The organism is Cellulosimicrobium cellulans (genome assembly GCF_016921195.1).
Taxonomy (GTDB): Bacteria; Actinomycetota; Actinomycetes; order Actinomycetales; family Cellulomonadaceae; genus Cellulosimicrobium; species Cellulosimicrobium cellulans_F.
The window spans coordinates 1-23,425 of sequence record NZ_JAFGYF010000001.1 but is presented as its reverse complement, the minus strand read 5'-3'; the positions used below and the strand labels follow the sequence as shown (position 1 = coordinate 23,425).

Annotated in this window: 18 protein-coding genes; 7 read left to right on the top strand and 11 right to left on the bottom strand. The window is 71.1% G+C overall.

Annotated features, from left to right (window positions below; genetic code table 11):
- Window positions 1–12: 12 nt before the first annotated feature.
- From JN535_RS00090 to JN535_RS00070, 5 genes are all read right to left on the bottom strand, one after another.
- Window positions 13–1,032, bottom strand: a complete 1,020-nt coding sequence (locus JN535_RS00090; RefSeq protein ID WP_205200909.1) for a LacI family DNA-binding transcriptional regulator — start codon at window positions 1,030–1,032, stop codon at window positions 13–15.
- Window positions 1,029–1,853, bottom strand: coding sequence for a carbohydrate ABC transporter permease (locus tag JN535_RS00085; RefSeq protein ID WP_374100477.1), 825 nt, complete (start codon window positions 1,851–1,853; stop codon window positions 1,029–1,031). The genes JN535_RS00090 and JN535_RS00085 overlap by 4 nt, the downstream gene beginning before the upstream one ends.
- Before the next feature lie 83 nt (window positions 1,854–1,936).
- The gene (locus JN535_RS00080) at window positions 1,937–2,818 is read right to left on the bottom strand and encodes a carbohydrate ABC transporter permease (protein ID WP_205200907.1); all 882 of its coding nucleotides are present in this window, start codon (window positions 2,816–2,818) and stop codon (window positions 1,937–1,939) included.
- 85 nt (window positions 2,819–2,903) lie between these two features.
- Entirely contained in the window at window positions 2,904–4,241 is a 1,338-nt protein-coding gene (locus JN535_RS00075) for an ABC transporter substrate-binding protein (RefSeq protein ID WP_205200905.1), read from the bottom strand.
- 54 nt (window positions 4,242–4,295) lie between these two features.
- Complete coding sequence (locus JN535_RS00070; protein ID WP_205200900.1) at window positions 4,296–5,783, bottom strand: glycoside hydrolase family 32 protein; 1,488 nt, start codon at window positions 5,781–5,783, stop codon at window positions 4,296–4,298.
- 141 nt (window positions 5,784–5,924) lie between these two features.
- On the opposite strand from JN535_RS00070, the gene arr reads away from it, so the two are divergent.
- A complete protein-coding gene (gene arr / locus JN535_RS00065) occupies window positions 5,925–6,335 on the top strand; it encodes an NAD(+)--rifampin ADP-ribosyltransferase (RefSeq protein WP_205200899.1) in 411 nt (136 codons plus the stop codon).
- A gap of 14 nt (window positions 6,336–6,349) precedes the next feature.
- Here arr and JN535_RS00060 read toward each other — a convergent pair whose 3' ends face one another.
- Window positions 6,350–6,871 carry a DnaJ family domain-containing protein gene (locus tag JN535_RS00060; RefSeq protein WP_205200898.1) on the bottom strand — a complete coding sequence of 174 codons (522 nt, stop codon included), beginning with the start codon at window positions 6,869–6,871 and terminating at the stop codon, window positions 6,350–6,352.
- A gap of 72 nt (window positions 6,872–6,943) precedes the next feature.
- On the opposite strand from JN535_RS00060, the gene JN535_RS00055 reads away from it, so the two are divergent.
- Window positions 6,944–7,546 (top strand): TetR/AcrR family transcriptional regulator, encoded by a 603-nt coding sequence (locus tag JN535_RS00055; RefSeq protein WP_205200897.1) that lies wholly within the window; start codon window positions 6,944–6,946, stop codon window positions 7,544–7,546.
- An 85-nt stretch (window positions 7,547–7,631) separates the two neighbouring features.
- On the opposite strand, the gene JN535_RS21350 is transcribed toward JN535_RS00055, so the two are convergent.
- On the bottom strand, window positions 7,632–8,534 hold the full coding sequence (locus tag JN535_RS21350; RefSeq protein WP_307867988.1) for a helix-turn-helix transcriptional regulator: 903 nt from the start codon (window positions 8,532–8,534) through the stop codon (window positions 7,632–7,634).
- Between JN535_RS21350 and JN535_RS00045 the strand changes: the two genes are divergently transcribed.
- A complete protein-coding gene (locus tag JN535_RS00045; protein WP_205200895.1) occupies window positions 8,522–9,322 on the top strand; it encodes a hypothetical protein in 801 nt (266 codons plus the stop codon). The two genes, JN535_RS21350 and JN535_RS00045, sit on opposite strands and share 13 nt — an antisense overlap.
- A 60-nt stretch (window positions 9,323–9,382) precedes the next feature.
- On the opposite strand, the gene JN535_RS00040 is transcribed toward JN535_RS00045, so the two are convergent.
- From JN535_RS00040 to pdhA, 4 genes are all read right to left on the bottom strand, one after another.
- Entirely contained in the window at window positions 9,383–10,852 is a 1,470-nt protein-coding gene (locus JN535_RS00040; protein ID WP_307867986.1) for an MFS transporter, read from the bottom strand.
- Window positions 10,853–11,042: 190 nt separating this feature from the next.
- Window positions 11,043–12,323 carry a dihydrolipoamide acetyltransferase family protein gene (locus JN535_RS00035; RefSeq protein ID WP_205200893.1) on the bottom strand — a complete coding sequence of 427 codons (1,281 nt, stop codon included), beginning with the start codon at window positions 12,321–12,323 and terminating at the stop codon, window positions 11,043–11,045.
- Between the two features lie 9 nt (window positions 12,324–12,332).
- Window positions 12,333–13,331 carry an alpha-ketoacid dehydrogenase subunit beta gene (locus JN535_RS00030; protein ID WP_205200890.1) on the bottom strand — a complete coding sequence of 333 codons (999 nt, stop codon included), beginning with the start codon at window positions 13,329–13,331 and terminating at the stop codon, window positions 12,333–12,335.
- Window positions 13,328–14,434 carry a pyruvate dehydrogenase (acetyl-transferring) E1 component subunit alpha gene (pdhA, locus tag JN535_RS00025; RefSeq protein WP_205200889.1) on the bottom strand — a complete coding sequence of 369 codons (1,107 nt, stop codon included), beginning with the start codon at window positions 14,432–14,434 and terminating at the stop codon, window positions 13,328–13,330. Before pdhA ends, JN535_RS00030 begins: the two co-directional genes overlap by 4 nt.
- 140 nt (window positions 14,435–14,574) lie before the next feature.
- Between pdhA and JN535_RS00020 the strand changes: the two genes are divergently transcribed.
- The 4 genes from JN535_RS00020 (at window position 14,575) to JN535_RS00005 (ending at window position 23,336) form a co-directional block, all read left to right on the top strand.
- Window positions 14,575–15,222 carry a TetR/AcrR family transcriptional regulator gene (locus JN535_RS00020; protein WP_240200404.1) on the top strand — a complete coding sequence of 216 codons (648 nt, stop codon included), beginning with the start codon at window positions 14,575–14,577 and terminating at the stop codon, window positions 15,220–15,222.
- A 467-nt stretch (window positions 15,223–15,689) separates the two neighbouring features.
- Window positions 15,690–21,938, top strand: a complete 6,249-nt coding sequence (locus JN535_RS21345; RefSeq protein WP_205200887.1) for a DUF11 domain-containing protein — start codon at window positions 15,690–15,692, stop codon at window positions 21,936–21,938.
- Window positions 21,939–22,236: 298 nt separating this feature from the next.
- A complete protein-coding gene (locus tag JN535_RS00010; protein ID WP_205200885.1) occupies window positions 22,237–22,767 on the top strand; it encodes a hypothetical protein in 531 nt (176 codons plus the stop codon).
- 317 nt (window positions 22,768–23,084) lie between these two features.
- Window positions 23,085–23,336, top strand: a complete 252-nt coding sequence (locus JN535_RS00005) for a hypothetical protein (RefSeq protein WP_205200883.1) — start codon at window positions 23,085–23,087, stop codon at window positions 23,334–23,336.
- Window positions 23,337–23,425: the final 89 nt, after the last annotated feature.

Genomic DNA, 23,425 nt, shown 5'->3' with positions numbered 1-23,425 from the left:
GGGATCGACTCCTCAGACCGAGTGCCGGCGGACAGGCGGGCAGGCGATGAGACGGGGCTCGTCGTCCGGCGAGGGGTCGACGCCGAGGAGCATCCGCACGCCCGCGGCACCCAGCTCGTAGTGCGGCAGCGCCACCGTGGACAGGGTCGGGCGCAGGTGGGCGGCGATGACGTCCTGGTTGTCGAAGCCCATGACGGCGACGTCGTCGGGGATGCGCAGCCCGCGCTCCCGCAGGCCGTCGTACACGCCCATCGCCACGCGGTCGTTGTGACAGAACACGGCCGTCGCGCCGGACTCGACGACGTGCGACGTCCCGGCGTAGCCACCCTCCTGCTCGGGTGCCACGGACAGGACGAGCCCGGGGTCGTAGCCGACGCCGGCCGCCTCGAGGGCGGCGCGGTATCCGGCCAGACGACCGGTCTGGGCGGGGGACGGGGTGGTCGTGTTGAGGAAGGCGATGCGTCGGTGGCCCGTGGCGAGGAGCTCCTCGGTGGCGGTCCGGCCGCCCTGCTCCTCGTCGGGGACCACGGCCGGCAGGCCGCTGCCGTCGGCGTAGCAGTCGACCAGGATCGTGTCGGTCTGGTGCAGCGACTCGGGGACGACGATCTCGCGGTGGTACCAGGTGGAGTAGAGGATCCCGCGCACCTGGTGCTCGAGCATCATCGCGATGGCGTCGTTCTCCGCAGCGACGTTGCCGTCGGTGTTGGCGACGAGCAGCACGTAGCCGTGCTTCCACGCCTCGTCCTGCGCACCGTGGATGATCTGGCCCGCGAACGGGGTGGTCGCGATCTCGTCGGCGACGAGGCCGATGAACGCCGACGTGCCGCGAGAGAGCGTCTTCGCCAGTGCGTTGGGGCGGTAGCCGAGCTGCTCGACGGCCTCGCGGACCCGTCGCCGGGCGTCCGTGCCGATGCGCGCACCGGGCTTGTCGTTCACGACGTGCGAGACCGTGGCGACCGAGACGCCCGCGAGCTTCGCGACGTCGCGCATCGTGACGGCCGCACCGGGCTTGCCGTTGCCTGCTGTGCTCATCCCTTGGTCACCCCGCTCTCGAGTCCGTTGATCATCGCCTTGTTCAGGACGAGGAACACCAGCAGCAACGGCGTCACGGTGACGCACACGGCCGCGAAGGTCGCCGTCCAGTCGGTGTTCCCCATCGCGCCGATGTAGTTCTGCAGACCGAGCGGGATGGTCTTGAGCCCGTCGGACAGCACGAACGTGTTGGCGAAGATGAAGTCGTTCCAGATGAAGATGCTGTTCACGAGGACCACCGTGATGATGGTGTTCACCGACAGCGGGGTCGTGATGCGCGCGAAGATCCGGTACGGGCCCGCGCCGTCGAGCGACGCCGCCTCGTACATCTCTCGGGGGATGTACTCGTAGAACGACGAGAACAGGTAGATCGCCATGGGCAGCGAGAAGGCCGCGAGCGGGATGATCATGGAGGCGTACGTGTCGAGCAGCCCCACCTGGGCGTAGTCGACGAAGAGCGGGACGAGCGCGATCTGCACGGGCACGATGATGCCCAGCAGGAACAGCGCGCGCACGAGCCCGCTGAAGCGGAAGCCGAGCACCTGCAGCGCGAAGGCACCCATCATCCCGGCGACGACGATCAGCGCGCTCGCGCCGAGGGTCACGACGAAGCTGTTGACGATGTTCAGCCACAGGTTGCCGGTCGCGAACGCCCGCGAGTAGTTGTCGAGCGTGAGCTCTCCGGGGATGGCGAACGGGTTGCCGCCGGCGAAGTCCGCCGCGGTCCGGAAGCTCGTGAGGAACAGCCAGGCGAGCGGGTAGACCTGGACGACGACGATCGCGACGATCGTCGCGGTCAGCAGCGTCCGCTGCACGCGCAGCCGCGACGAGCGCGCGTGCGCGCGGGCCGGCGGTCGCGTGGGCCGTGCGGTGTCGCCCGTGGATCGGGCCAGGACGGGCGTGGTCACGAGGCGTCCCTTCGACGGAGCAGGAGGAAGATGAGGCCGACGGCGACAAGGCACTCGACCACGATGAACACGGAGATCGCGCTGGCGTAGCCGTAGTCCGTGTGCACGAACGCGGTCTTGTACATGTAGGTCGTCAGCAGCTCGGAGGCCTGGCCGGGGCCGCCGTTCGTGAGCAGGTACGGGATGTCGAACCCGCGCAGCGCGAAGGTCGTCGCCATGATCGTCGTCGTGATCCAGACCGGCCGGATGTAGGGGAAGCGGATGCGCCAGAACACCTGCCACCACGAGGCCCCGTCGAGGCGCGCGGCCTCCTCGAGCTCGCGGGGCACGGCGATGAGCGCCGCGTAGACGATGAGCATGTACAGGCCGGTGAAGCGCCATCCCTCGGGCACGGACACCGCGGCGAGCACCGTGTCCACGTTCGACAGCCACGCCGTCTGCAGGTTCTCCAGCCCGACCCAGGCGAGGACCTGGTTGAGCAGGCCGACGGGCTCGAGGGAGTAGATGCGCTGGAACAGGAACGCGATCGCGACGGTCGAGATGACGGCCGGCAGCAGGTAGAGGGTCTTGACGAGCTCGCGTGCCCGGGGGAGCGCCGTCAGCAGACCCGCCACGGCCAGCGCGCCGCCGAGCTGGAGCACGAGGCAGATCGCCAGGTACCCGAGGGCGTTGCCGAACGCGGTCCAGAAGACGTCGTCGCGCGTGAACATCCTGGTGTAGTTGTCGAGGCCGACGAAGTCCATGTCGCTGATGCCGTCCCACCGGAACAGGCTCAGGACCAGGGACTGCACGATCGGCAGCAGCACCGCCACGCCGTACAGGACGAGCGGAGGCACCAGGAAGACCAGGACCGCGATCCGGGACCGGCGGGGCAGCATCGACGACCTCAGCGGTGTGCGCCGTGCCTGCTGTCGAGGCCGAGGCCGAGGCCGAGGCTGGGCCTCGACCTCGACCGTCGCTGTGTCAACCATCGATGTTCTCCTGCAGCGTCGCGTCCATGGTCGCCACGAACTCCTCGGGAGTGATGTCGCCCTGGACCAGGAGCGTGAGCTCCTGCTGGAGCCGGGTGTTGGTCGCCGGGTCGAGCTGCGTGTCCCAGGGCATCGCGATCTGCGGTCCGACCGTGTCGGCCTGCTCGACGGCGCGGGAGTACAGCGGGGTCGCGTCGGCCGGGATCGTGGTCGTCGCTGTCGTCGTCGGCGACAGCGCGCCCGTGGCCGCGTAGATCTCGGGGTACCGCTCGAGCGCGAACTTCAGGAAGTCCCGGACCAGCGGGTCGTACGTCTGGGCGTTGACCGCCATGCCGATCCCGGACGGCGTGACGTACTCGTCGTCCGTGGTGACCGCGCCGTCGACGGTCGGGAGGGTGAAGTAGTCGACGTCGTCGCGCACGCCCGGGTCGAGCGCCTCGGTGGCGAGGTTGCCCAGCTCCCACGTCCCGATGTTGTAGACGGCGGCCTTCCCCGACGTGAACAGCGCCTGGGCGTCGGCGTAGCCCGTGGAGGAGAAGCCCTCCTGGAAGCACCCGGCCTCTCCGAGCTCGGACAGCCACTCGGCGGCGGCCACGCCGGCGGGGTCGGAGAACGACGCGTCACCGTTCTTGAGGTCCTGCACGTACTGCGGGCCCGCCATCCGGAACGGGTAGTAGGCCATGTACCGCTCGAGCGGCCACTGGTCCTGGCCGTCGAGCGCGATCGGCGTGATGCCCTGGGCGCGCAGGTCCCGGCACAGCTGCGGGAAGTCGTCGAGCGTCGCGGGGACCGTGACGCCGGCCGCCTCGAACAGTGCCGTGTTGTACCAGAAGAACTCGAGCTGGAACTCGAACGGCACCATGTACAGCGAGCCGTCGTCGAACCGCTGGTAGCCCAGCGCGGCTTCGCGATAGTCCTCGGCCAGCCCGAGGTCGTCGAGCAGGGCGTCGACGTCGATCATCCGGCCCTGGCTCGCGAGCTTCTGCGCGAAGGGCGTGGCGTCGGTGTCGAAGAGCTCCGGGAGCTTGTTCGCGGCCGCGAGGGTCTCGTACTTCTGGATGTACGACGGCCGGTCGGGCGTGGTGATGAGGTTCAGCGAGAAGCCGGGGTGGTCGGCCGCGTACTCGTCGGCGATCTGCTCCATCGCGGTGATCACGCCACCGTCGGCGGGTCGTGAGAGGAGCCAGGAGATCTCGCGAGGTTCGATCTCCCCCTCGGGGTTCACGTCGGTGGGGTCGCCGCCGCCGGTCCCGCCCGCGCAGCCGGTGAGCGCGAGCGCGGTGGCGGTGACGGCGGCGAGGAGTGCTGCGTTGCGCTTCCTGATGGCCATGGTCAAATCTCCGTCGATCAAGGGATGGGTAGGGGCAGCAGGTCGAGATGCGGTCTAGGTGGCCGCGGCGAGCACGTCGTCGAGGGCCGTGGCGTCGTCGAGCGGTCGCGCCGGGTCGTGCGTCGCACGGGGGGCGAGCGCGAGGCGGGTGAGGATGGCGGTGCCCTCCCCGACGAAGGCTCCGACGCGCCCGTCCGTCCGGTCGTAGAGGCGGGTGCTCAGCACCGTCGCGTCGTCGACCGTGGCGACGCACAGGTCCCCGTCGACGATCACCTCGAGCTCGTGCTCGCCGAGGTCGAGCGCGCACGGGCGCTCGAGCTCGACGGCGAACGGCACGTCGCCGGAGATCTGCCACTGCTCGGTGCCGGTCTGCCGGCGCGGCCACCGGTCCAGGACGAGGCGCTGTCGGTGCGGTTCGAGGCGCAGCACGTACCCCTCGTCGCCGTCCGGGCTCGCACGCAGCAGGAGGCCGACCTCCCGCGTGCCCTGGGCGACGTCGAACCGGGCGGTGAGCCGGAACGCGGCCGGGGCGTCCGCGGGCGAGAGGACGCTCGCGAGCCCGTCGGGGGCGACCAGTGACGTCCCGGCGGGGACGACGTCCACGGGCTCGGCGAAGGTGTCGCGCAGCTCGCGGGTGGGGTGGAAGACGAGCGTGCCGTCCTCGCGCTGCTCGGCCTCGAGCACGGACATCGTGCCCGCCCACTGCCACGCTCCGTCGTCGGTCGCGCCCTCGCGCGAGGCGATCCAGCCGAAGAAGAACCGCCGGCCGTCGCGCTCCGCGGACTTGGCGGCGTAGTAGGCGCGCCCGTCGAGCGTGTCGTGCTCGGGCACGAGCCACGGGCCCTCCAGGCTGCGGGCCATCCGGTAGCGCGTGGTGAAGGCGTCGCTGAACTCGGAGTACACGAGGTACCACCACTCGCCCCACTGGAACACCTCGGGGCACTCGTGGGCGACGTACCGGCGCGGGTCCCAGAAGGGCGCCGCGGCTTCCCACGTGGACAGGTCGCGCGAGACGCACTGGGCGATGACGCCCCGTCGGCGCTCCGGCCCGTGGTCGTGGCGGGCCGTGATCAGCATGCGCCACAGCCCGGCCTGGGCGTCCCAGAAGACGAACGGGTCGCGCCAGTCCCCGGTCTCGTACCCGGGCGTCGCGCCGAACGTCTCCTCGGGGTGGCTCCGCCAGGAACGCATGCCGTCGCTGCTCGTCGCGTGCATGACCACCTGGAGCGGGCGCCCGTCCGCACCCACGTGGGCGGGGTTCTGCCCGGTGTAGAACGCGTGGTGCGTCCCCTCGTCGTCCACGACGATGCTGCCCGTGTAGACGTTGAAGTCCGCCGCGGACGGTCCACCCGAGGCGAGCGCCTCCCCGGCGTCGTGGAAGTCGACCAGGTTGTCGGTGACGACCCGGTGCCACGGCATGCCGTCCTTCGGCGTGCGACGCGTCTCGTGCAGGTAGAAGAGGTGGAAGACCCCGCCCTCCTGCCAGGGGATGACGTCCCCCACCCAGGCGTCGGTCGGCTGGTAGAACCCTCGCTGGTCCATTGCTACCCATCGTCGTGGTTAAGCGGTTGCGCACAACGTAGCGGGTCGTCGGGCGAGTGGTCAACCGGTTGACCATGGCCCGCGATGAGGTCTGAGGGCCACATGAAGCATCGGTGGGTGACCGCGGCCTAGCCTGAGCGGGTGAACCAGGCGCTGGACGAGGGGCCGTTCTTCCACGGCACGAAGGCCGATCTCCGGACGGGTGACCTGCTGACCGCGGGCTTCCGGTCGAACTACCGGCCCGAGATCACCATGAACCACGTGTACTTCACCGCGCTCGTCGACGGCGCGGGCCTTGCTGCCGAGCTGGCGGCCGGCGACGCCGCGCCCCGGGTCTACGAGGTCGAGCCGACGGGGCCGTTCGAGGACGACCCGAACGTCACCGACAAGAAGTTCCCCGGCAATCCCACGCGGTCGTACCGGAGCAGCGAGCCGCTGCGGGTGGTCCGCGAGGTGGCCGACTGGCCGCGGTTGAGCCCCGAGGCGCTGGCGTCCTGGCGCGCACGTCTGGCAGCACTGCGGTCCGACGAGCGGGGCGAGATCATCAACTGACGGCGCGGCTGCCGTCACCGACGTCGCAGACGGCGCCACCGCCGGGGGCGACGCTCGTCGCTCGCTTCCGCGCGCTCTGCTGCTCGTGCCTCCGCGGCACGTGCCGCCCGGCGGCGCGCCCATGCCGCGACCGTCGCGTCGACGTCCCGGGGCATGGTGACCAGGGGCGGGCCCGCGGGCGGCAGGTAGCGGCCACGGATCACCCGCCGGTTGAACTCCTCGACCTCGCGGCGCACGTCTTCCTCGACCCAGATCTCGTCGAGACGTTCGTCGAGCGCGGCGTCCTCCCTGCGCAGCTCGATGGACGGTGGCAGCACCACGAGCCGCTCGCGCTTGACGAGGTTCTTGAGCCACCAGTCGGGGTCGTGGCGGTCGGGCATGGGGAGCGGCTTGCCGCTGCCGGGCAGGTCGTCGAACTCGCCGCGTGCGATCGCTCTGCGGATGTGCAGGTCGGCCAGCAGGGCGATCGCCACCTCGTCGTCGATGGCGACCGCGGCGGCGTTGAAGAACGCCGGGGGGTGGTGCGGGTCAGTCATCGTCCCTCCGTCCCGACGTTTGCCATACGACTGTATTGTGTCACGTGTCGTGCCGGAGACAGGAGGCCCCGGGTGCCGAAGCTGGTGGACCATCAGGAGCGTCGCGCGGCCATCGCGCGTGCGCTGTGGCGGGTCGTCGACCAGCACGGCTGGACCAGGGCCACGATGCGCGAGGTCGCCCGCGAGGCGGGGGTCTCGCTCGGGCATGTGCAGCACTACTTCGCCTCACGCACCGCGCTGTTGACCTTCGCGATGGAGCTCACTGCCGAGCAGACCGCCGACCGGGTCGCGCGGGGGCTGGGCGCGCTCGACCAGCCCCCGCACCCGCGGGACGTGCTCCGGCTGGTCCTCGTCGAGATGCTCCCTCTGGGTCCCGACGCGCGCGCGTCCAGCCGCATGAGCGCCGCCTACGTCCTGGAGGCGCTGCACGACCCGGCGCTGCGCGAGCAGGCGAGCCTCGGGCTGCGGGACGGCCGCGCCCTGGTCGCACGGCTCGTCCGTGAGGCGATCGCGCAGGGGCAGATCGCACCGGACCGCGACCCGGACGTCGAGACGGATCTCCTCCTGGCGCTGACCGGGTTCACCCCGCTGCTCGAGCTCGAGGTGATCGAGCCGCGAGCCGCGCTGGCCGCCATCGACCAGCACCTGGACCACCTCTTCGCCCAGGCGTCTTGAGCGCGGCCGACCCGCACCGGGGCCGGCGCGTCCGACGACGACCGGGCCGCGTCACGTGCTGCTGTCGTGCCGCACGGGCGGTGTGTCAGTCGTCGGTGTCGTCGAGCAGCCCGAGCTCTTCGGCGCGCGCGAGCGCGGCGGCTCGCCGTGAGACGCCGAGCTTGCGGTAGATGCTCCGGATCTGGGTGCGCACCGTGGCGGGGGAGACCTCGAACCGTGCGGCGGCCTGCTCGGCGGTGTCGCCGGTGCTGAGCGCGGCCAGGACGGCCCGTTCACGGCGTGAGAGGCGGACGACGGCGGTGGGGCGGGGGAGGTTCACGTGCTGGACGCGCCGGTTGAGCAACGGGTTGGGGACGTCGGCGAGCTGGGCGAGGTGGTTGAGGTCGTCGGGCTCGGCGGCCAGGAACGGCTTGACGTGGTTGTCGCTCGTGCGCAGCGCCACGGCCTTGCGGAACGCAGCGGCGGCGTGGTGCTTGTTGCCGGTGCGCAGGTGTGCGATCGCCTTGACGAGGTGCAGGCCCATCATGTCCGTCACGGGGATGTGGAGCTGGTGCAGGGCCTGGGCCGTGGAGCGGATGGCCTCGTACGGGTGGCCGGCGAGCAGATGGACCCAGGCGGCGTGCTGACGCAACGACGCGACGTCGGGGTAGGCCTCGACGAGGCGCAGCAGGCGGTTGCCCTCGGCCGCCTTGAGCAGCAGCTTGGCCTCGGAGCGCAGCACGAGCTGACCCGCCAGGGTGGTGGGGTCCGGTTCGAGCGCACCGTGCCGCGTCCTGGCCTCGTCCAGGCGCGCGAGCGCCGCGTGCGGGTCGCCGAACAGCGCCGCGTGGCTCGAGTGCGCGTAGGCGATGAAGGGCCACAGCTCCAGGCTCTGGGTCGCCGGCCCGACGACGTCCAGGCGAGAGCTCGCCTCGACGGGGTCTGCTCCTCGATCGCGACGAGTGCGCGTGCGATCTGTGCGCCGACGGTGGTCAGGTGCTCGATCCACGGCGGGACGGCAGCGCTGTCGTCGAGCGCGGTGAGCCAGGTACGGGCCAGGCCGAGGTGCCCGCGGTAGGCGGCGACGAGGGCGAGGTTGGCCAGCGCGTTCGCGCCGGCGTGGTGCGCGTGCGGGGGCGGTCCGGCCTCGACGTGCGCCTGGGTGTACAGCTTCGCGGCGTGGTCGAGCCGACCCGCGAGCATCGCGGTGACACCGCGCTGGGCCGACAGCCAGCCGGGCTTGGTCGTGATGTGCGCCGGCGTCCAGGGAAGGGTGTGCCCGGTCCCCCTGAGCGCGAGCTGCTTGTCGACCCACGCGCCCAGCCGCTCGGACTCCTCGTAGGCCCCGCGCAGCCGTGCCGAGATGACGGCGATCGTGCCGGCCGTGACGAGGTCGCTCGGGCGGGTGAAGGACGCGAGCCGGGCGGCGTACGCGCGGCCCTGGACGGCGAACACGTGCAGGACCTTCATCAGCTCGCCGTCACGCTCAGCGATCTCGGCGCGGTGGTGAGCGAGGAGAGCCGCGTGCAGCAGGCGTGGCCTGTGCTCGAACTCCACGGGGTCCAGGCCACGGACCCTCTCCATGATCGGGCGCGCGAAACGACCGGGCAGGTCGTACCAGAGCAGGTCGAACAGGTCTTCGATGTCCTCGAGCGAGCCGGTGGCGATCATCTCGCGGATCGCCTCATCGCTCCCGGACGTCGTCTCGTCGAGCGGTGGGTTCACCTGATCGATCTTCGCCCAGCACCCCCGGGAGCGTGCCAGGGCACGAGGGTGAAAGCCCGGACCAGCGGGTGAAAAGCCCTCAGAAGTGATGAATCCGTTGATGATCTTCCTCCACATCGCCTCGCGTCGCCGTCATCTCCGCCGCGCGCTCCGGCGCCCGAGGAACCCGCGTGGCGCAGGACGCCGCTCGGGGGCCGTCGCCGGTGCCGCGGCGGGGAGGTCGATGCGTGCGGCGACGAGCCCGGCCACGACGAGCCCGGCCACGGCGAGCGCGCCGCTGACGACGTAGGGGGTGGCGCCCGCGAAGGCCGGTGCGAACCCGACACCGACGTAGGCCGCGATCCCGGCGGATCCGCCGAGCTGGTCGGCAGCCCGCTGGGCGCCCGCGGCGACCCCGGCGTCCTCGTCCGTCGCGCCCGTGACCGCCGCGTACTGCAGTCCGACGATCCCGAACCCCATCCCGGCGGCGATGAGCACCATCGCCGGGACCGCGGCGGCGGCCGGAGCGCCGAGGTGCGCGCACAGCGCGACGGCCGCCACGCCGGACGCGGTGGACGTGATGCCGGCGAGCATGCACGCACGGGGTCCCCACCGGTCCAGCGCGCGCGGGACGACGGCCGCGACCACGACCAGGGACACGCCGAGAGGCACGAGCGTCAGCCCGGCGGCGAGCGGGCTCAGCCCCAGCCGGCGCTGCAGGTGGTAGGTGAGCAGGACGAACGACGTCGACAGCGCCGCGCTGAGGAGGGCGGTGGCGAGGTTGGCCAGCACTCGGACGCGGTGGCGAAAGAACGACGGCGGCACGAGCGGGTTCGCCACGTGGCGCTCGACCCTGACGAACAGTGCGGCGGCGACCACGGCTGCGAGCAGTGCGGCGACGGCGAGCCACCGGGTGCCGGGAGCGCCCTCGCCCACCCCGGTCGCTCCGGCGGCGAAGAGCAGCGGTGCGGCGGTGAGCAGCGCCGACCCGGCGAGGTCGAGGGGACGACGCTCGCGCTGGGGGTCCGCCGGGACGAGGACGATCGCCGCGACCAGGACGAGCACGACGAACGGGACGGCGACGAGGAAGACCCACCGCCAGCCGAGCAGCTCCGTGATGACGCCCGAGAGCACGAACCCGACCACGAGCCCGCAGCTCGCCACTCCCGCCCACACGCCCAGGGCGCGTGCGCGGCGAGGTCCCTCGGGGAAGAGCAGGACGATGACCGCCATCGCCGCAGGCAGCGCGAGCGCCTCGCCCGCTCCCTGGAGGAGCCGGGCCGCCACCAGCACGGGCAAGGACCACGCGGCGCCCGCGAGCACCGAGGCCGCGCCGAACAGCGCGGTGCCGAGCACGAGAACTCGTCGGCGGCCCAGGACGTCCCCGAGGCGTCCGCCGAGCATGAGCAGGCCGCCGCCCGTGATCGTGTAGCCGACGATCACCCACGTCATCCGGCGCGGGTCGCCGCCCAGCTCGTGGCCGATGGCGGGCAGGGCGACGTTGACGACGGTCACGTCGACGGCGATGAAGAACTGGAGCATGGCCAGGCAGACCAGCACCAGCCACGCGCGGGCGCGTGCGGGCGCGCCGAGCGGGCGCGCGGGAGAGGTGGAGAAGGACACAGGGACGCTCCGTTGCTCGAGAGGAACACCGGGGCAGCACGAGGCGCCGCTCCGGTACGACCACGAAGCGGAAGGGCGTCAGAAGGTGTCGACGAACGCCCCGCCGCTAGCGGGGCGTCCTCGTCACAGCGGCCGCGGCAGCGGCCGCGGCGGAGGCACCGGACATGCGCGTCACCCTATCCGACGGCGATCAGGCGAGGACCAGGAGCGGACGCTCCAGCAGGCCGCGGAGCGTCGCGAGGAACTGCGCGGCCGACGCGCCGTCGATGATGCGGTGGTCGGCGGAGAGCGTGCAGCGGACGCGGCGGCGCACCTGGACGGCGCCGTCGACCGCCACCGGCTCGGGGAGTGCCGCGCCGACCGCGAGGATCGCGCCCTCGGGCGGGTTGATGATCGCGGTGAACTGCTCGACTCCGTGCATGCCGAGGTTGCTGATCGTGAACGTCGCGCCGGCCATGTCCGCCGGGGTGAGACGTCGTTCTCGCGCCCGGGCGGCGAGCTCCTTGGACTCGACGGCGATCTGGGAGGCCGTCTTCCGGTCAGCGCCGGCGACGACCGGGACCACGAGACCGGCGTCGGACGCCATCGCGACGCCGATGTCGACGCGCTCGTGCAGGAGCGTCTGCCCGCGGCCCTCCGGTGAGTACGAGGCGTTGATCCCCGGGTGCTCGCGGAGCGCGACAGCGGTCGCCCGGACGACGAGGTCGTTGACGCTGACCGTCGGTCGCCCGGCGTCCGCGAGCCGCGCGTTGACGTCGGCCCGCAGGGTGAGCAGCTCCTCGACGTCGGCGACGACGGTGACGGAGAAGTGCGGCACCGACGCGCTGCTCTCCGTGAGTCTCCGGCTGATGACCTGTCGGACGGAGTCGAACGGGACGGCGGTCGTCCCCGCCCGATCAGGGCCCGGCGTGGTGGCTGAAGCCCGATCCTCCGCCGCGGACGCGGGCGCGGGCGCGGGCGCGGGCACCGTGCCGGGCTGCGGCCCGGCGTCCGCTCCGCCGTCGGTCTCGCGAGCCGGACGCGCGATCAGCGCCTCGATGTCGGCGCGGACGACCCGGCCACCGGGTCCGCTGCCGACGACACCGTCGAGGTCGATGCCGTTCTCGCGGGCGAGCCGACGGACCAGCGGCGTCGCGAACAGCCGCTCGCGGCGGGTGGGTGCCGTTCCTCCGGTCTCCGGGGGCGGGGTGGGGTGCGGCACCACGGTGCGCCCGGAGTCGGGGGCCGGGTCCTCGGTACCGTCGGCGAGCCGGGCGATCACCGCCCCGATCTGGGCCACGTCGCCCTCGGGGACGACGATGTCCTGGAGCACGCCGGCGTCGTACGCCTCGTACTCCATCGTGGCCTTGTCGGTCTCGATCTCGACGAGGAGGTCGCCGACCTCGACCGGGTCGCCGGGCTTCTTGTGCCAGGCGGAGATGGCGCCTTCCTCCATGGTGTCGGAGAGACGCGGCATGAGGATCTCGATCATGGATGGTCCTTACTGAGCGCGTCGGCCCACGGCGGCCAACGTCTGACGGACGGCCGTCACGACGTCGTCCGCGGAGGGGAGCGCGGCGGTCTCGAGCGGCTTGGAGTAGGGGAGCGGGACCTCGGCCATGGCGACGCGGCGGACGGGGGCGTCGAGCCAGTCGAAGGCGCCGTCGGAGATCGTGGCCGCGATCTCGGCGCCGATCCCGTACGTCAGCCAGTCGTCCTCGACCACCACCGCGCAGTGCGTCTTGCGCACCGACGCGACCACCGTCTCGCGGTCGAGGGGTCGCAGGCTCCGCAGGTCGACCACCTCGACGTCCAGGCCGTCGCTCGCGGCGAGCCGGTCGGCTACCTCCAGGGCGACGGCTGCCATGCGCGAGTAGGCGACGACCGTGATGTCGGAACCCTCGCGGGTGACCGCCGCGCGGCCGATCTCGGCAGGGGTGTCGCCGTCCGGCACCTCGCCCTTGGTGTTGTAGAGGGCGAGGTTCTCGAGGAACAGCACCGGGTCGTCGTCCCGGATCGCGGCGAGCAGCAGCGCCTTGGCGTCCGCCGGGGTGGAGGGCGCGACGACCTTCATGCCGGGGACGAAGGCGTAGTACAGCTCGATGTTCTGCGAGTGCGTGGCGCCCAGCTGCTGACCGCCGCCGCCGGGCGTGCGGATGACGAGCGGCACGCGGGCCTGGCCTCCGAACATCCCGTAGATCTTGGCGGCGTGGTTGACGATCTGGTCGAGCGCCAGCAGCGAGAAGTTGATCGTCATGATCTCGACGACCGGGCGGAGGCCGAGCATGGCCGCGCCGATCGCCGCACCGGTGAACCCCTCCTCGGCGATGGGCGTGTCGCGCACGCGCTTCTCGCCGAACTCCGCGAGCATCCCCGCTGTGATCTTGTAGGAGCCCTCGAAGACGCCGATCTCCTCGCCGACGAGCAGCACGTCCTCGTCGCGCAGCATCTCCGCCCGCAAGGTGTCGTGCAACGCCTGGCGGTACGTCATGACGGTCATGCGGGCGCTCCGATCGCCGGGAGGGGTGCGGGTTCGAACAGCGGCTGGCCGGGGAGCCGCTGCGAGTCGTTGGGTACGGGCGTGGCGTAGGTGTGGTCGAAGAGCGTGCCCACCGACGGGTGGGGGCTCGCCTCGGCGAAGGCGACCGCCTGCGCGACCGCCGCCACGGCGTCGGCGTCGACCTGCGCGATCGCCTCGTCCGTCAGCACGGACTGCTCGTGCAGGCGGACGGCGAAGGCGGCGACCGGATCGCTCGACCGCAACGCCTCGGCCTCCTCCTTGGTGCGGTACCGCGCCGGGTCGACCACCGAGTGGCCCTTCAGGCGAGAGCTGACCGTCTCCAGGAGGAACGGGCGGCCGCCGCGGGCGCTCGCGACCGCGGCGAGCATCGCCGAGCGCACCGCGACCGGGTCGTTGCCGTCGACGCGCGCCGACGCCATCCGGTAGGACGCGGCACGCTTGTAGAGCTCGGGCTCGGCCGACGCCTTCTCCACCGTCGTCCCCATCCCGAGCCCGTTGTTCACGACGACGAACACGATCGGCAGGCTCCACAGCGCCGCGAGGTTGAGCGACTCGTGGAACGCGCCGATGTTCGTCGTCCCGTCACCCATGAGGCACACGACGACCTCGTCGCCCCCGCGGTAGTCGATCGCGAGCGCTGCGCCCGTGGCCAGGGGTACCTGGCCGCCGACGATCCCGTATCCACCGAGCAGCCGGGCGTCCATGTCGAAGAGGTGCATCGAGCCGCCCCACCCCTTCGAGACCCCGTCGCGGCGACCGTAGAGCTCGGCCATCACCCTGCCGGGGTCGATGCCCCGCGCGATCGCGTACCCGTGCTCGCGGTAGTTGGTGAAGAGGTAGTCGGTGGGTCTGATGGCGGCCATCAGCCCGACGACGGTCGCCTCCTCGCCGAGATTGAGGTGGCAGTACCCCCCGATCTCGGCCTGGGTGTACGCCCGGGCGGCGCGCTCCTCGAAGCGACGGATGAGCACCATCTGCCGGTAGTAGTGCGTCAGCTGGTCGCGATCGCACGTCTCCGCGGCGGAGGCGTCGTGCGGACGGGCTCCTCCGCGCCGCTTCCTCGCGCTGCTCTGGTGTGGCATGTGTCGACTCCTCCTGCGGAGCTCGGCTCTGGAACCTCGGTGCACCGCGTCCTCGGACGGCGGCGTTCTAATGATACGACATCGTCTCATTATAGGATGGCGTCGCCGACGTCGAGCCCAGCAGCGGGAGGAGAGTGGCGATGCAGGACGCGGAGGAGACCATGGCCCGCAAGCGCGGTCGCCCGACGCGCGAGGAGCGGGAACGACGGCGGGACCAGATCCTCGACGCCGCGGTGCGCCTCTTCGTCGCCCAGGGATTCGGGCGGACGTCGATCGACGAGCTCGCCGCGGCCGCGCGCGTGACCAAGAGGACGATCTACGTCCATGTCGGAGACAAGACCGAGGTGTTCGCCGCGGCCGTCGAGCGGTTCCGACTGGCCGCGGTCGGTCAGGTGGCCGACGCGGAGCAGTCGCTCACGGACCTGGCCACGCGGCTCGTGCTCGTGCTGCACTCCGACGAGGCGGTCGGCATGCACCGCCTGATGATCGCCGAGGCACCCCGGTTCCCGGAGCTCGCCGCGAGGTTCTACGCCAGCGGGCCCGGTGGGTACGTCGAGCTCCTGGCGTCACGGCTCGACGCCGTGCCGGAGCCGGCCGAGCGGCGGGGTGGCCGGTCGGCGGCCGGCGCGCCCACCGACCGGGCAGAGGCCTTGTTCGGGCTGCTGCTCGGCGAGCGGCACCGCCGTCGGCTCCTCGACCTCGTACCGGCGCCCACGCCGACGGAGGCGAGGGAGCACGCGTGCACCGCCCTTCGGTTGCTGGGCATCGAGCCCGACGCGTCCGTGTGACCCGGAGACGGTCCGGGCTCGAGATGCCGAGCCTCCCGTGGACGCCCGACGGGACCGAACCAGGCTCCACGGACGGCGGTGACGGGTGGCCTGCGACGTTCCCCCGGCCCCGGCTGCGTATCGGGAGATCTGGCGGTCAGCGGGTGAAAATCCGCCAGAATTGATGATCTCGTTGATGAGGTTCCTTCACGGTTCCGTCACGGACCGCTGTCACCTGGGTCACATGGGGTGTTGACGAGCGCGCGAGGGGCGCGCGCCACGGAACCGATGGGGAGTTCATGCGACCACGACCATGGAGCACGACGGGCGCCGACGGCGCCCCTCGGCGCGGGTCTCGCGCCGGGACGAAGACAGCACGCCACGCCCGACCGAGGCACCGGACAGGGACGTGGAAGCGCGCCGTCGCCGGTGCCGTCGCGCTCGCGACAGCCGGTACCGGTATCGCGGCCTCGGCCGCGCTGCCCGCCGTGGCGGCCACGGAGTACCAGATCACCGCCCGGTGGGCGGACGGCACGCCGACGACGGAGGTCGCGTCCGGGGATGTGATCAACGCCGAGTGGCGGATCAACGTCAACGACGACCAGGCAGCGCCGTCGAACGACCCGGTGGACAACGTCACGTTCACCACCACCGTGACGAACGGGCGCATCGCCTCGATTCCGGACCTGTGCCTGACCACCGGTGTGACGCCGATGTCGGAGATCTCCGCGGACGGCAAGACCCTCACGTGCAACGTCGGTACCCAGAACGAGGGCACCGCAGCCGTCGTCGTGGTCCCGGTCATCGTGGACGGCCCGACCGGCGAGACGATCTCCATGACGGGCGAGATCAACGGCCAGACCGCTGACGTGCCAGAGATCCCCATCAACAACCCATTCGGAATGGACATCCGCTGGGGCACGCCCAACGAGGTGCGTACCGTGGGTACGGGCTACGTCGACATGCCCTTCCAATGGACCCTGTCGCTCAACAAGGGGTCCGACCCCGGGCCAGCGACCGTGAGCTACGACCTGACGTTCACCGCGAACAACGGGTCGGTGACGAACGTGGCACCGACAGGTTGTTCCGCCTTCGACGGTGCCGGTGCGCAGGGCCACCCATGGTCGGCTGGCTCGCACCCCGCCGACCAGATGGCTCCGTTCGTCGGTGGGTGCACCTTCGTCAAGACCGGGACCAACACCTACCGGCTGACGCTGACGGGGATCGACTACTCGCGTACCCAGGTGCCAGCGCGGGACTCGTCAAACCGCGCCCTTCCGGCGGATCAGGATGTTGTGGCGAGCGGTCAGATCACCTTCCGGGTGAACACCACCACGAGCACGGGAACCACACTGAACGTGAGCGCCCCGACGTACACCGCGCCGAGCGGGCAGAGCGCGACCGACGACGCGTCGAACAACACGTCGACTAAGACCATCACGTTCGTCGGCGGGTGGTCATCCCAGTTCAACCGCACCGAGCGGTGGATGAACGTCGGCGGTTCGTCCTGGGACGACAGCATCCGCGTATCGCCAGGCACGACGCTCTACCAGCAGTCCGCCGGAGGGATCGCGCTGAACGAGACCGCCACGACGCTCAGCACCTGCAACGTGCTCGACACCAAGTACGTCGAGTACGAGGGACGCTACTCCCCGCCAGGCTGGACCGACACGGTCGGTGTGGTGACCGAGTGGTACGTCGGCAGCAACGCCACGGTGGACCCGAACAGCGCGAGCTACAACCCCGCCAACTTCAACTGCGGAATCGCCGACGGCGGCTGGACGACGACCGAGCCCACGGACAAGTCGACGGTCAAGGCCGTGCGCATCACGCTCCCGGTCGCCCAGAACCGTGACCAAGGCATCACCAACTACGGCATCTTCCTGCAGACCCGGCTCAAGGACAACGTGCCCGCCGGCCAGGACGTGTGGCAGTTCGGCAACCACGCTCGAGACGGCGTCTGGAGCCCGAACATGGCCACGGGGGGACCGCCGCCCGGGGTCCAGGACACGCCGGATGCTCGTTACCCCTACACCTCCGGCTACCGCGACATCCTCCGGGTGATCGTCGCGACACCGGCCGTGCAGAAGGCGGTCGACCGCGGCGTCGTACGGCCGGGTGTTCCCGCGACCTACACGCTGACGTACTCGGCCAACGGAGCCGGCGTGGTCCCTCCGACGGTCGATGACTTCCGGATCGTCGACACTCTGCCGGTGGGGATGACCTATGTGGCGGGCTCGGCGACGCCGGCTCCGACGGTAACGACCAACAGCTCCGGTCAGCAGGTCCTGACCTGGGAGCTGGACGGTGTCACCACGAACGTGCAGCACGCGCTGACGTACCAGGCAGTTCCGGACGCCTCCGTGGACCCGGGCCAGAGGCTGCAGAACACGGTCACCGCGGAGTACGGAGGCATCACGACAGGACCGTCCAGGGCCCAGGTCACCGTGTCGACGTCCGGCACGACGGACATCGCGAAGACGACGGATCAGTGGTTCATCGCGAACCCGGATGGTGACGGGTCCGGGGAGGAAGGCTCCTGGACGATCACCCTGCGGTCGCAGGATCCGCTGCCGCAGGCGTTCACGGACACGATCGACATCCTGCCGTTCAACGGCGACGGTCGTGGCACCGCGTTCTCGGGTACGTATGACGTGACCGGGGTGAACGTGCCGGCGGGGGCGACGGTGTACTACACGACCGAGGACCCGGCGACGCTGTCGGATGACCCGTCGGACACGAGCAACGGTCCGGCGCCGGGGACGGTGGATCCGGCGCGGTGGAGCACGACGCCGGTGGCGAACCCGACCGCGATCCGCGTGATCGGTGGTGAGCTCGCCCCGGGCGCGACGTTTGCGTTCACGGTGAACATCGAGCCGGACGGTGCGCAGCCGGGGGACACGTACGTCAACCGCGCCCAGGCGATCGCCGAGCACACCGAGCTCGTGATGCGCACCTCGGAGCCGTTGACGATGGGCACGATGTACTCGGTCTCCCTGAAGAAGTACGTGCAGGACGCCGAGGGCAACTGGGTGGACGCGAACGACGTCGCGGAGTACCCGACGTTCCGGCCGGGGGAGACGATCAACTACCGGATCGTGGTCGTCAACACCGGTCAGGGCACCTTGCGTGACCTGGTGGTGACGGACGACAAGCAGCCCGATCTGGGGTCGTTCGAGATCGACGAGCTGTTGCCGGGTGAGGAGAACGCGCACGTCGAGGAGTACTCCATCGTCCTGGAGGAGGGTGGCCCGGACACGGTGGTCAACACCGCGTGCGTGGCTGCTCCCCAGCCCGAGGACACCGAGGACCCGGTCGACACCAGCTGTGACCCTGCCGGTTTCGAGGTGGACGGTGACCCCACCCACGTCAAGACGCTGCTCTCGGCGACGCCGGTCGGGAACGGTCAGTGGGAGGTCGTGTACGGGATCGACGTGACGAACACCTCGGCCCACCCGACCACGTACGACCTGGACGACACGCTGCGCTTCACCCCCGAGGCGAGCATCATCTCCGCGACGGTGACCACCGCACCGGCGGGCGTGACGTTGGCGACGCCGGCGTGGGACGGTCAGGGCAACACCGCGATCGCGGCGAACGTGCCCCTGCTGGGCAACGACGACGCCGGCTACGCCGCTCATCACTACGAGGTCACGGTGATCGCGGACGTGCCGTTGCAGGTGCCCGGTGCCGGGTCGGACCCTGACCCGACGGCGTGCCCGGCGGAGGGTTCGGACGCTGAGCAGGGGTTCAACAACACCTCCCAGCTGACGGATGGTCGTGGTGAGGTCGAGGACGACCAGGCGTGTGCGCCGATCCCGTCGATCGACATCACCAAGACGGTGTCCGCGGGCCCGACCCCGAACGGGGACGGGACGTGGACGGTGACCTACGACATCGTCGCCACGAACGACGGCGCGTTCGAGGGCACCTACGAGGTGACGGACCGTATGACGGCCGAGGGTGACCTGGAGGTCGTCTCCGGCAGTGTCGTGACTGCGCCGGCCGGTGTGACGCCGAACGGGTCGTGGACCGGTCTGGGTGCTGAGGGTGCGGCGGAGAACGTGATCGCTTCCGGTGTGGTCCTGCCTGCGGGCGGGTCGCACACGTACCAGGTGGAGGTGGTCGTCGGGATCGCGGACGGTGTGACCGGGGTTCCGGTGATCACGCCGTGCTCCGCGCTCGGTGAGGGTGAGAACGGTGGCCTGTCGAACGCGGCCGGGGTCGAGCACAACGACCTGACCGACGAGGCGACCGCGTGCGTGACGATCGCGTTCATCACGGTCGACAAGACGATCAGCAACGGCCCGACCCCGAACGGTGACGGCACGTACACGATCACGTACGACATCGTGGCGGAGAACGTGGGCGGTGACGCGGGTGAGTACGACGTGTTCGACCGCCTGGACTACGGCACGGGGATCGACATCGTGTCCGCCGACGTCATCACGACGCCGTCCGGTGTGACGGCGGAGGGGTCGTGGACGGGTCTGGGCCCGGACAAGGACTCGGCGGAGAACCTGATCGCCGAGAACGTGACCCTTGCCGCCGGTGGGAGCCACACCTATCAGGTCGAGGTCGTCGTCGAGATGGACGAGGCGACGATCGATCCGGTGAACCTGCAGTGCCCGCCCCCCGGTTCGGGTGACAAGGGTGGGCTGGCGAACTCGGTCAGCCTGGACCACAACGGGATCATCGCCGAGGACGACGTGTGCGCGTCCCTGCCGCTGATCGACGTCGACAAGACCATCTCCGATGGCCCGACGCCGAACGGTGACGGGACGTGGACCATCACCTACGACCTGGTCGCGACCAACACGGGCCAGGCCGCGGGCGAGTACGACGTGCGCGACCAGCTCCGGTACGGGGCCGGGATCAACGTCGAGTCCGCCGACGTCATCACGACCCCGGCAGGAGTCACCGCGGAGGCCGGGTGGACCGGCCAGGGCGGTGACATCAAGGACGCGGAGAACCTGATCGCCGGTGGCGTCTCGCTCGAGGCGGGTGGCACGCACACGTATCAGGTGCAGGTCGTGGTCTCCCTCGACGTGGACGTCGTGGCCCCCGCGGACCTCACCTGCCCCGCTCCGGGGTCCGGTGACAACGGTGGGCTCGCGAACACGGTCGAGCTCGACCACAACGGCGAGACGTCCGAGGACGAGGCGTGCGCGCCGCTGCCGCTGATCGAGATCACGAAGTCTCTGTCGGGTGCGGTCACTCCGGTGCCCGGCATGGACGGGGTCTACGACGTGGTCTACGAGGTCACCGCGACCAACCGGGGCCCGGGCGCCGGGATCTACGACCTGGACGACACCCTGGCCCCGGGCGACGGGGTCACGATCGTCGGGATCCAGGACGTCGTCACCGATGCTCCGGCGTCGGTGGGGATCAACCCCGGCTTCAACGGTGTCGGCGACGTCCGGGTCGTGACGGGTCAGCCGATCGACGGCGCGGGCACCGCCCCGGTCGTGCACACCTACACGGTCACGGTCCGCTACGCGGCCGATCTCTCGGATGTGGTGATCGACCCCGCGGTCGACACCTGCACCAGCGGTGACGGTGACACGGTGCCGGGCGGCCTGAACAACGTCGCCAGCATCGGCTGGAACGGGATCCAGGACTCCGACGACGAGTGCGTGCGTCCCGGCAAGCCGACCCTGGACAAGGCGCTGGTCTCGGCCAACCCGGTCGGGGACGGCAAGTGGGAGGTCGTCTATGACCTGACCGTCGGCAACGTCGGCACCGAGGCGACCACGTACGACCTGGACGACGAGCTCCTCTTCGCCCCGGTCATCACCGTCGACTCCGTGGCGGTCACCGGGCCCGAGGGAGTCTCGGTCAACGAGGGCTTCGACGGTGACGGCGACCAGCGGATCGCGACGGACGTCGCGATCGGTGGTCTGGACGACGAGGGGTACGCCCCGCACGTCTACCGGGTCACGGTGGTCGCGGACGTGCCGTTGTACTTCGCGTCCGACGACGTGGGCGAGGACGGGTCCGGTTCGCCGGCCTGCACCGTTGCGGCGGGGTCGAACACGCTGGAGCAGGGTCTGAACAACGCGGCCACGCTGACGGACGAGACGGGTGGGACGCAGACCGACACGGACTGCGCCCCGGTGCCCTCCATCGACATCACCAAGGTCATGGACGGCAAGCCCGCCAAGAACGCCGACGGGACCTGGACGGTGAACTACACCATCACCGCCAGCAACGACGGCGCCACGGCAGGGGTCTACGACCTGACCGACCGTCTGCGCTACGGCGCGGGCATCACGGTCAAGACCGCGACGGTGACCGCGACGCCCGAGGGCGTGACGGCGTCGGGCACGTGGACAGGGCAGGGCGAGGCCGGCGCACCGGAGAACGTCGTCGCCAGCGACGTCACCCTCCCGGCCGGGACGACCCACACCTACCAGGTGCAGGTCGAGGCCAGCCTCGACGCGGGCGCGGTGAACGAGTCCACGTTCACCTGCCCCGCACCGGGTAGCGATGGCAACGGTGGGTTCGCGAACACCGCCGGCATCGCCCACAACGGGCTGACCGACAGTGCGGAGGCGTGCGACACCCCGGACAAGCCCGGTGACCCCGGGACCCCGGGCAAGCCCGGCAAGCCGGGTGGGTCGCTCGCGACCACCGGCGCCACCCTCGCCTGGGTCGCCGGCGGCGCAGCACTGCTGCTCCTGCTCGGCGTGATCGTGCTGGTCGCGGCCCGCAACCGCCGCACCACGGCCAGCTGAGGCCTCGCCGGTCGCCCCGACCACGGGGCGGGGCGACCGGCGGCCCTCAGCGCTGACACCACGGACCACCACGTGAGGCCCGAGGGCCACCGCTCGACGGCGTCACCCGACACCGGCTCGCGCCCGTCCCCTCGGCACGACCCAGAGCCCGCACCGGTGGCTGCCCGGCGCCTGAAGCAGACCGGGCGCCGAGCCGCCGTCCTCGCCGTCATCGCTACCGCGCACTCCCCGGCAACCCACCGCACGACGTCCCGTCGCGCGTCACCGTCGACGCGCACGCCCCGCCTGTGAGGTCCCCATGCACCGCGACGCCCACCGCATCGTCCTCCCCACCCTGTTCGGGTACGCGACCCTGCTCCGTGCCAGCGACCTCACGCATCCGTTCGCCGGGCGGACCCGCCGGGTCGACACCGTCCTGCCGCCGGACCTCACGACCGACGAGCTCCACGCCTTCCACGTCCAGCTCCTGCGGTCCCCGGCCCACCGACGCAGCCCCCGAACCGCCGCGACCGCCGTCGGCCGGCGCCGGCTGCTCGGTCACGCCGTGGACGTGCGCACCACGGGCGCCTCGGCGCTGAGCAGCGCGACGGCCGCAGCGACCCCGCTCGACGTCGCGTCCGCCGCCCTGGTCCGCGCCATGCGTCGCGCCTGCGACGCGCGTCTCGGGGAGACCCAGGAAGCCCTCGCCCGGCAGCTCGTGTGGTGCGGCATCCACGCCGCGCGCGACCACGAGGTCGCCCAGGTCCTGCACGCTGCCGCGGCCCTGCGGAACCTGACCGTCATCGGGACCTCCGGCACCACGACGACCGAGGCGCTCGACCAGGCCTGACCGTCCCACGTTGACGAAGGTCTTGATGAACGACGGGTGAAGTTGCGTCGTTGTGTGCATCACCCTGGTGGGCCGCCCCCTCTCTTGACCTGCGACGACTCACCGCCCCGCGCTCGGGGCGGTTCTGGACGATCGTCCAACTGCGTACAGTTCGGTGCGCGCGCACGCCAGAGGACCGGCACGCGCCGCGCCTACCGGTAGCGCCGAGCCGGCGGGCGCGACCAGCAGTCGGCACGGGACGGAACGTGGTGAGCACGACCATGACGCGGGCGCGACCCGCCATCGCTACGATGGCGGCCTCTGGGGGGAGGCGTCAGATGGGCGAGCCGTTCGACCTGAGCGCGTACATCGACTCGCTCGGTCCCATGACGCCCGAGCAACGGGCCGTCGTGGACGACGGCATGGCTCGGGTCGCCCCGCCGGACAGCCGCGACGGCGACGCGTTCCTGCGCGACGCGGCTCTCTACCTCACCACCCTCGTCCTCGTCGGCGATGCGACCGCCTTCGACGACGACACCTGGCTCCTGATCGAGGCCATGCGCCGCAAGCACCGCGGCGACCGCGACTAGCTGTACTGACCGGGCACGTTGGTCGAGAGAGTGTGACGCGCTGATCTGAGTTGGTAGCGCGAGAGGGCCTCCCGCGGTGGAGTGGAACT

What these genes read in the sequence shown, in the direction of transcription:
- JN535_RS00070 (WP_205200900.1), bottom strand. Translation starts at nt 5,783, where the DNA reads ATGGACCAGCGAGGGTTCTACCAGCCGACCGACGCCTGGGTGGGGGAC.
- JN535_RS00020 (WP_240200404.1), top strand. Translation starts at nt 14,575, where the DNA reads ATGCAGGACGCGGAGGAGACCATGGCCCGCAAGCGCGGTCGCCCGACG.
- JN535_RS00075 (WP_205200905.1), bottom strand. Translation starts at nt 4,241, where the DNA reads ATGGCCATCAGGAAGCGCAACGCAGCACTCCTCGCCGCCGTCACCGCC.
- pdhA (WP_205200889.1), bottom strand. Translation starts at nt 14,434, where the DNA reads ATGCCACACCAGAGCAGCGCGAGGAAGCGGCGCGGAGGAGCCCGTCCG.
- JN535_RS00080 (WP_205200907.1), bottom strand. Translation starts at nt 2,818, where the DNA reads ATGCTGCCCCGCCGGTCCCGGATCGCGGTCCTGGTCTTCCTGGTGCCT.
- JN535_RS00060 (WP_205200898.1), bottom strand. Translation starts at nt 6,871, where the DNA reads ATGACTGACCCGCACCACCCCCCGGCGTTCTTCAACGCCGCCGCGGTC.
- JN535_RS00010 (WP_205200885.1), top strand. Translation starts at nt 22,237, where the DNA reads ATGCACCGCGACGCCCACCGCATCGTCCTCCCCACCCTGTTCGGGTAC.
- JN535_RS00035 (WP_205200893.1), bottom strand. Translation starts at nt 12,323, where the DNA reads ATGATCGAGATCCTCATGCCGCGTCTCTCCGACACCATGGAGGAAGGC.
- JN535_RS00090 (WP_205200909.1), bottom strand. Translation starts at nt 1,032, where the DNA reads ATGAGCACAGCAGGCAACGGCAAGCCCGGTGCGGCCGTCACGATGCGC.
- JN535_RS00030 (WP_205200890.1), bottom strand. Translation starts at nt 13,331, where the DNA reads ATGACCGTCATGACGTACCGCCAGGCGTTGCACGACACCTTGCGGGCG.
- JN535_RS00005 (WP_205200883.1), top strand. Translation starts at nt 23,085, where the DNA reads ATGGGCGAGCCGTTCGACCTGAGCGCGTACATCGACTCGCTCGGTCCC.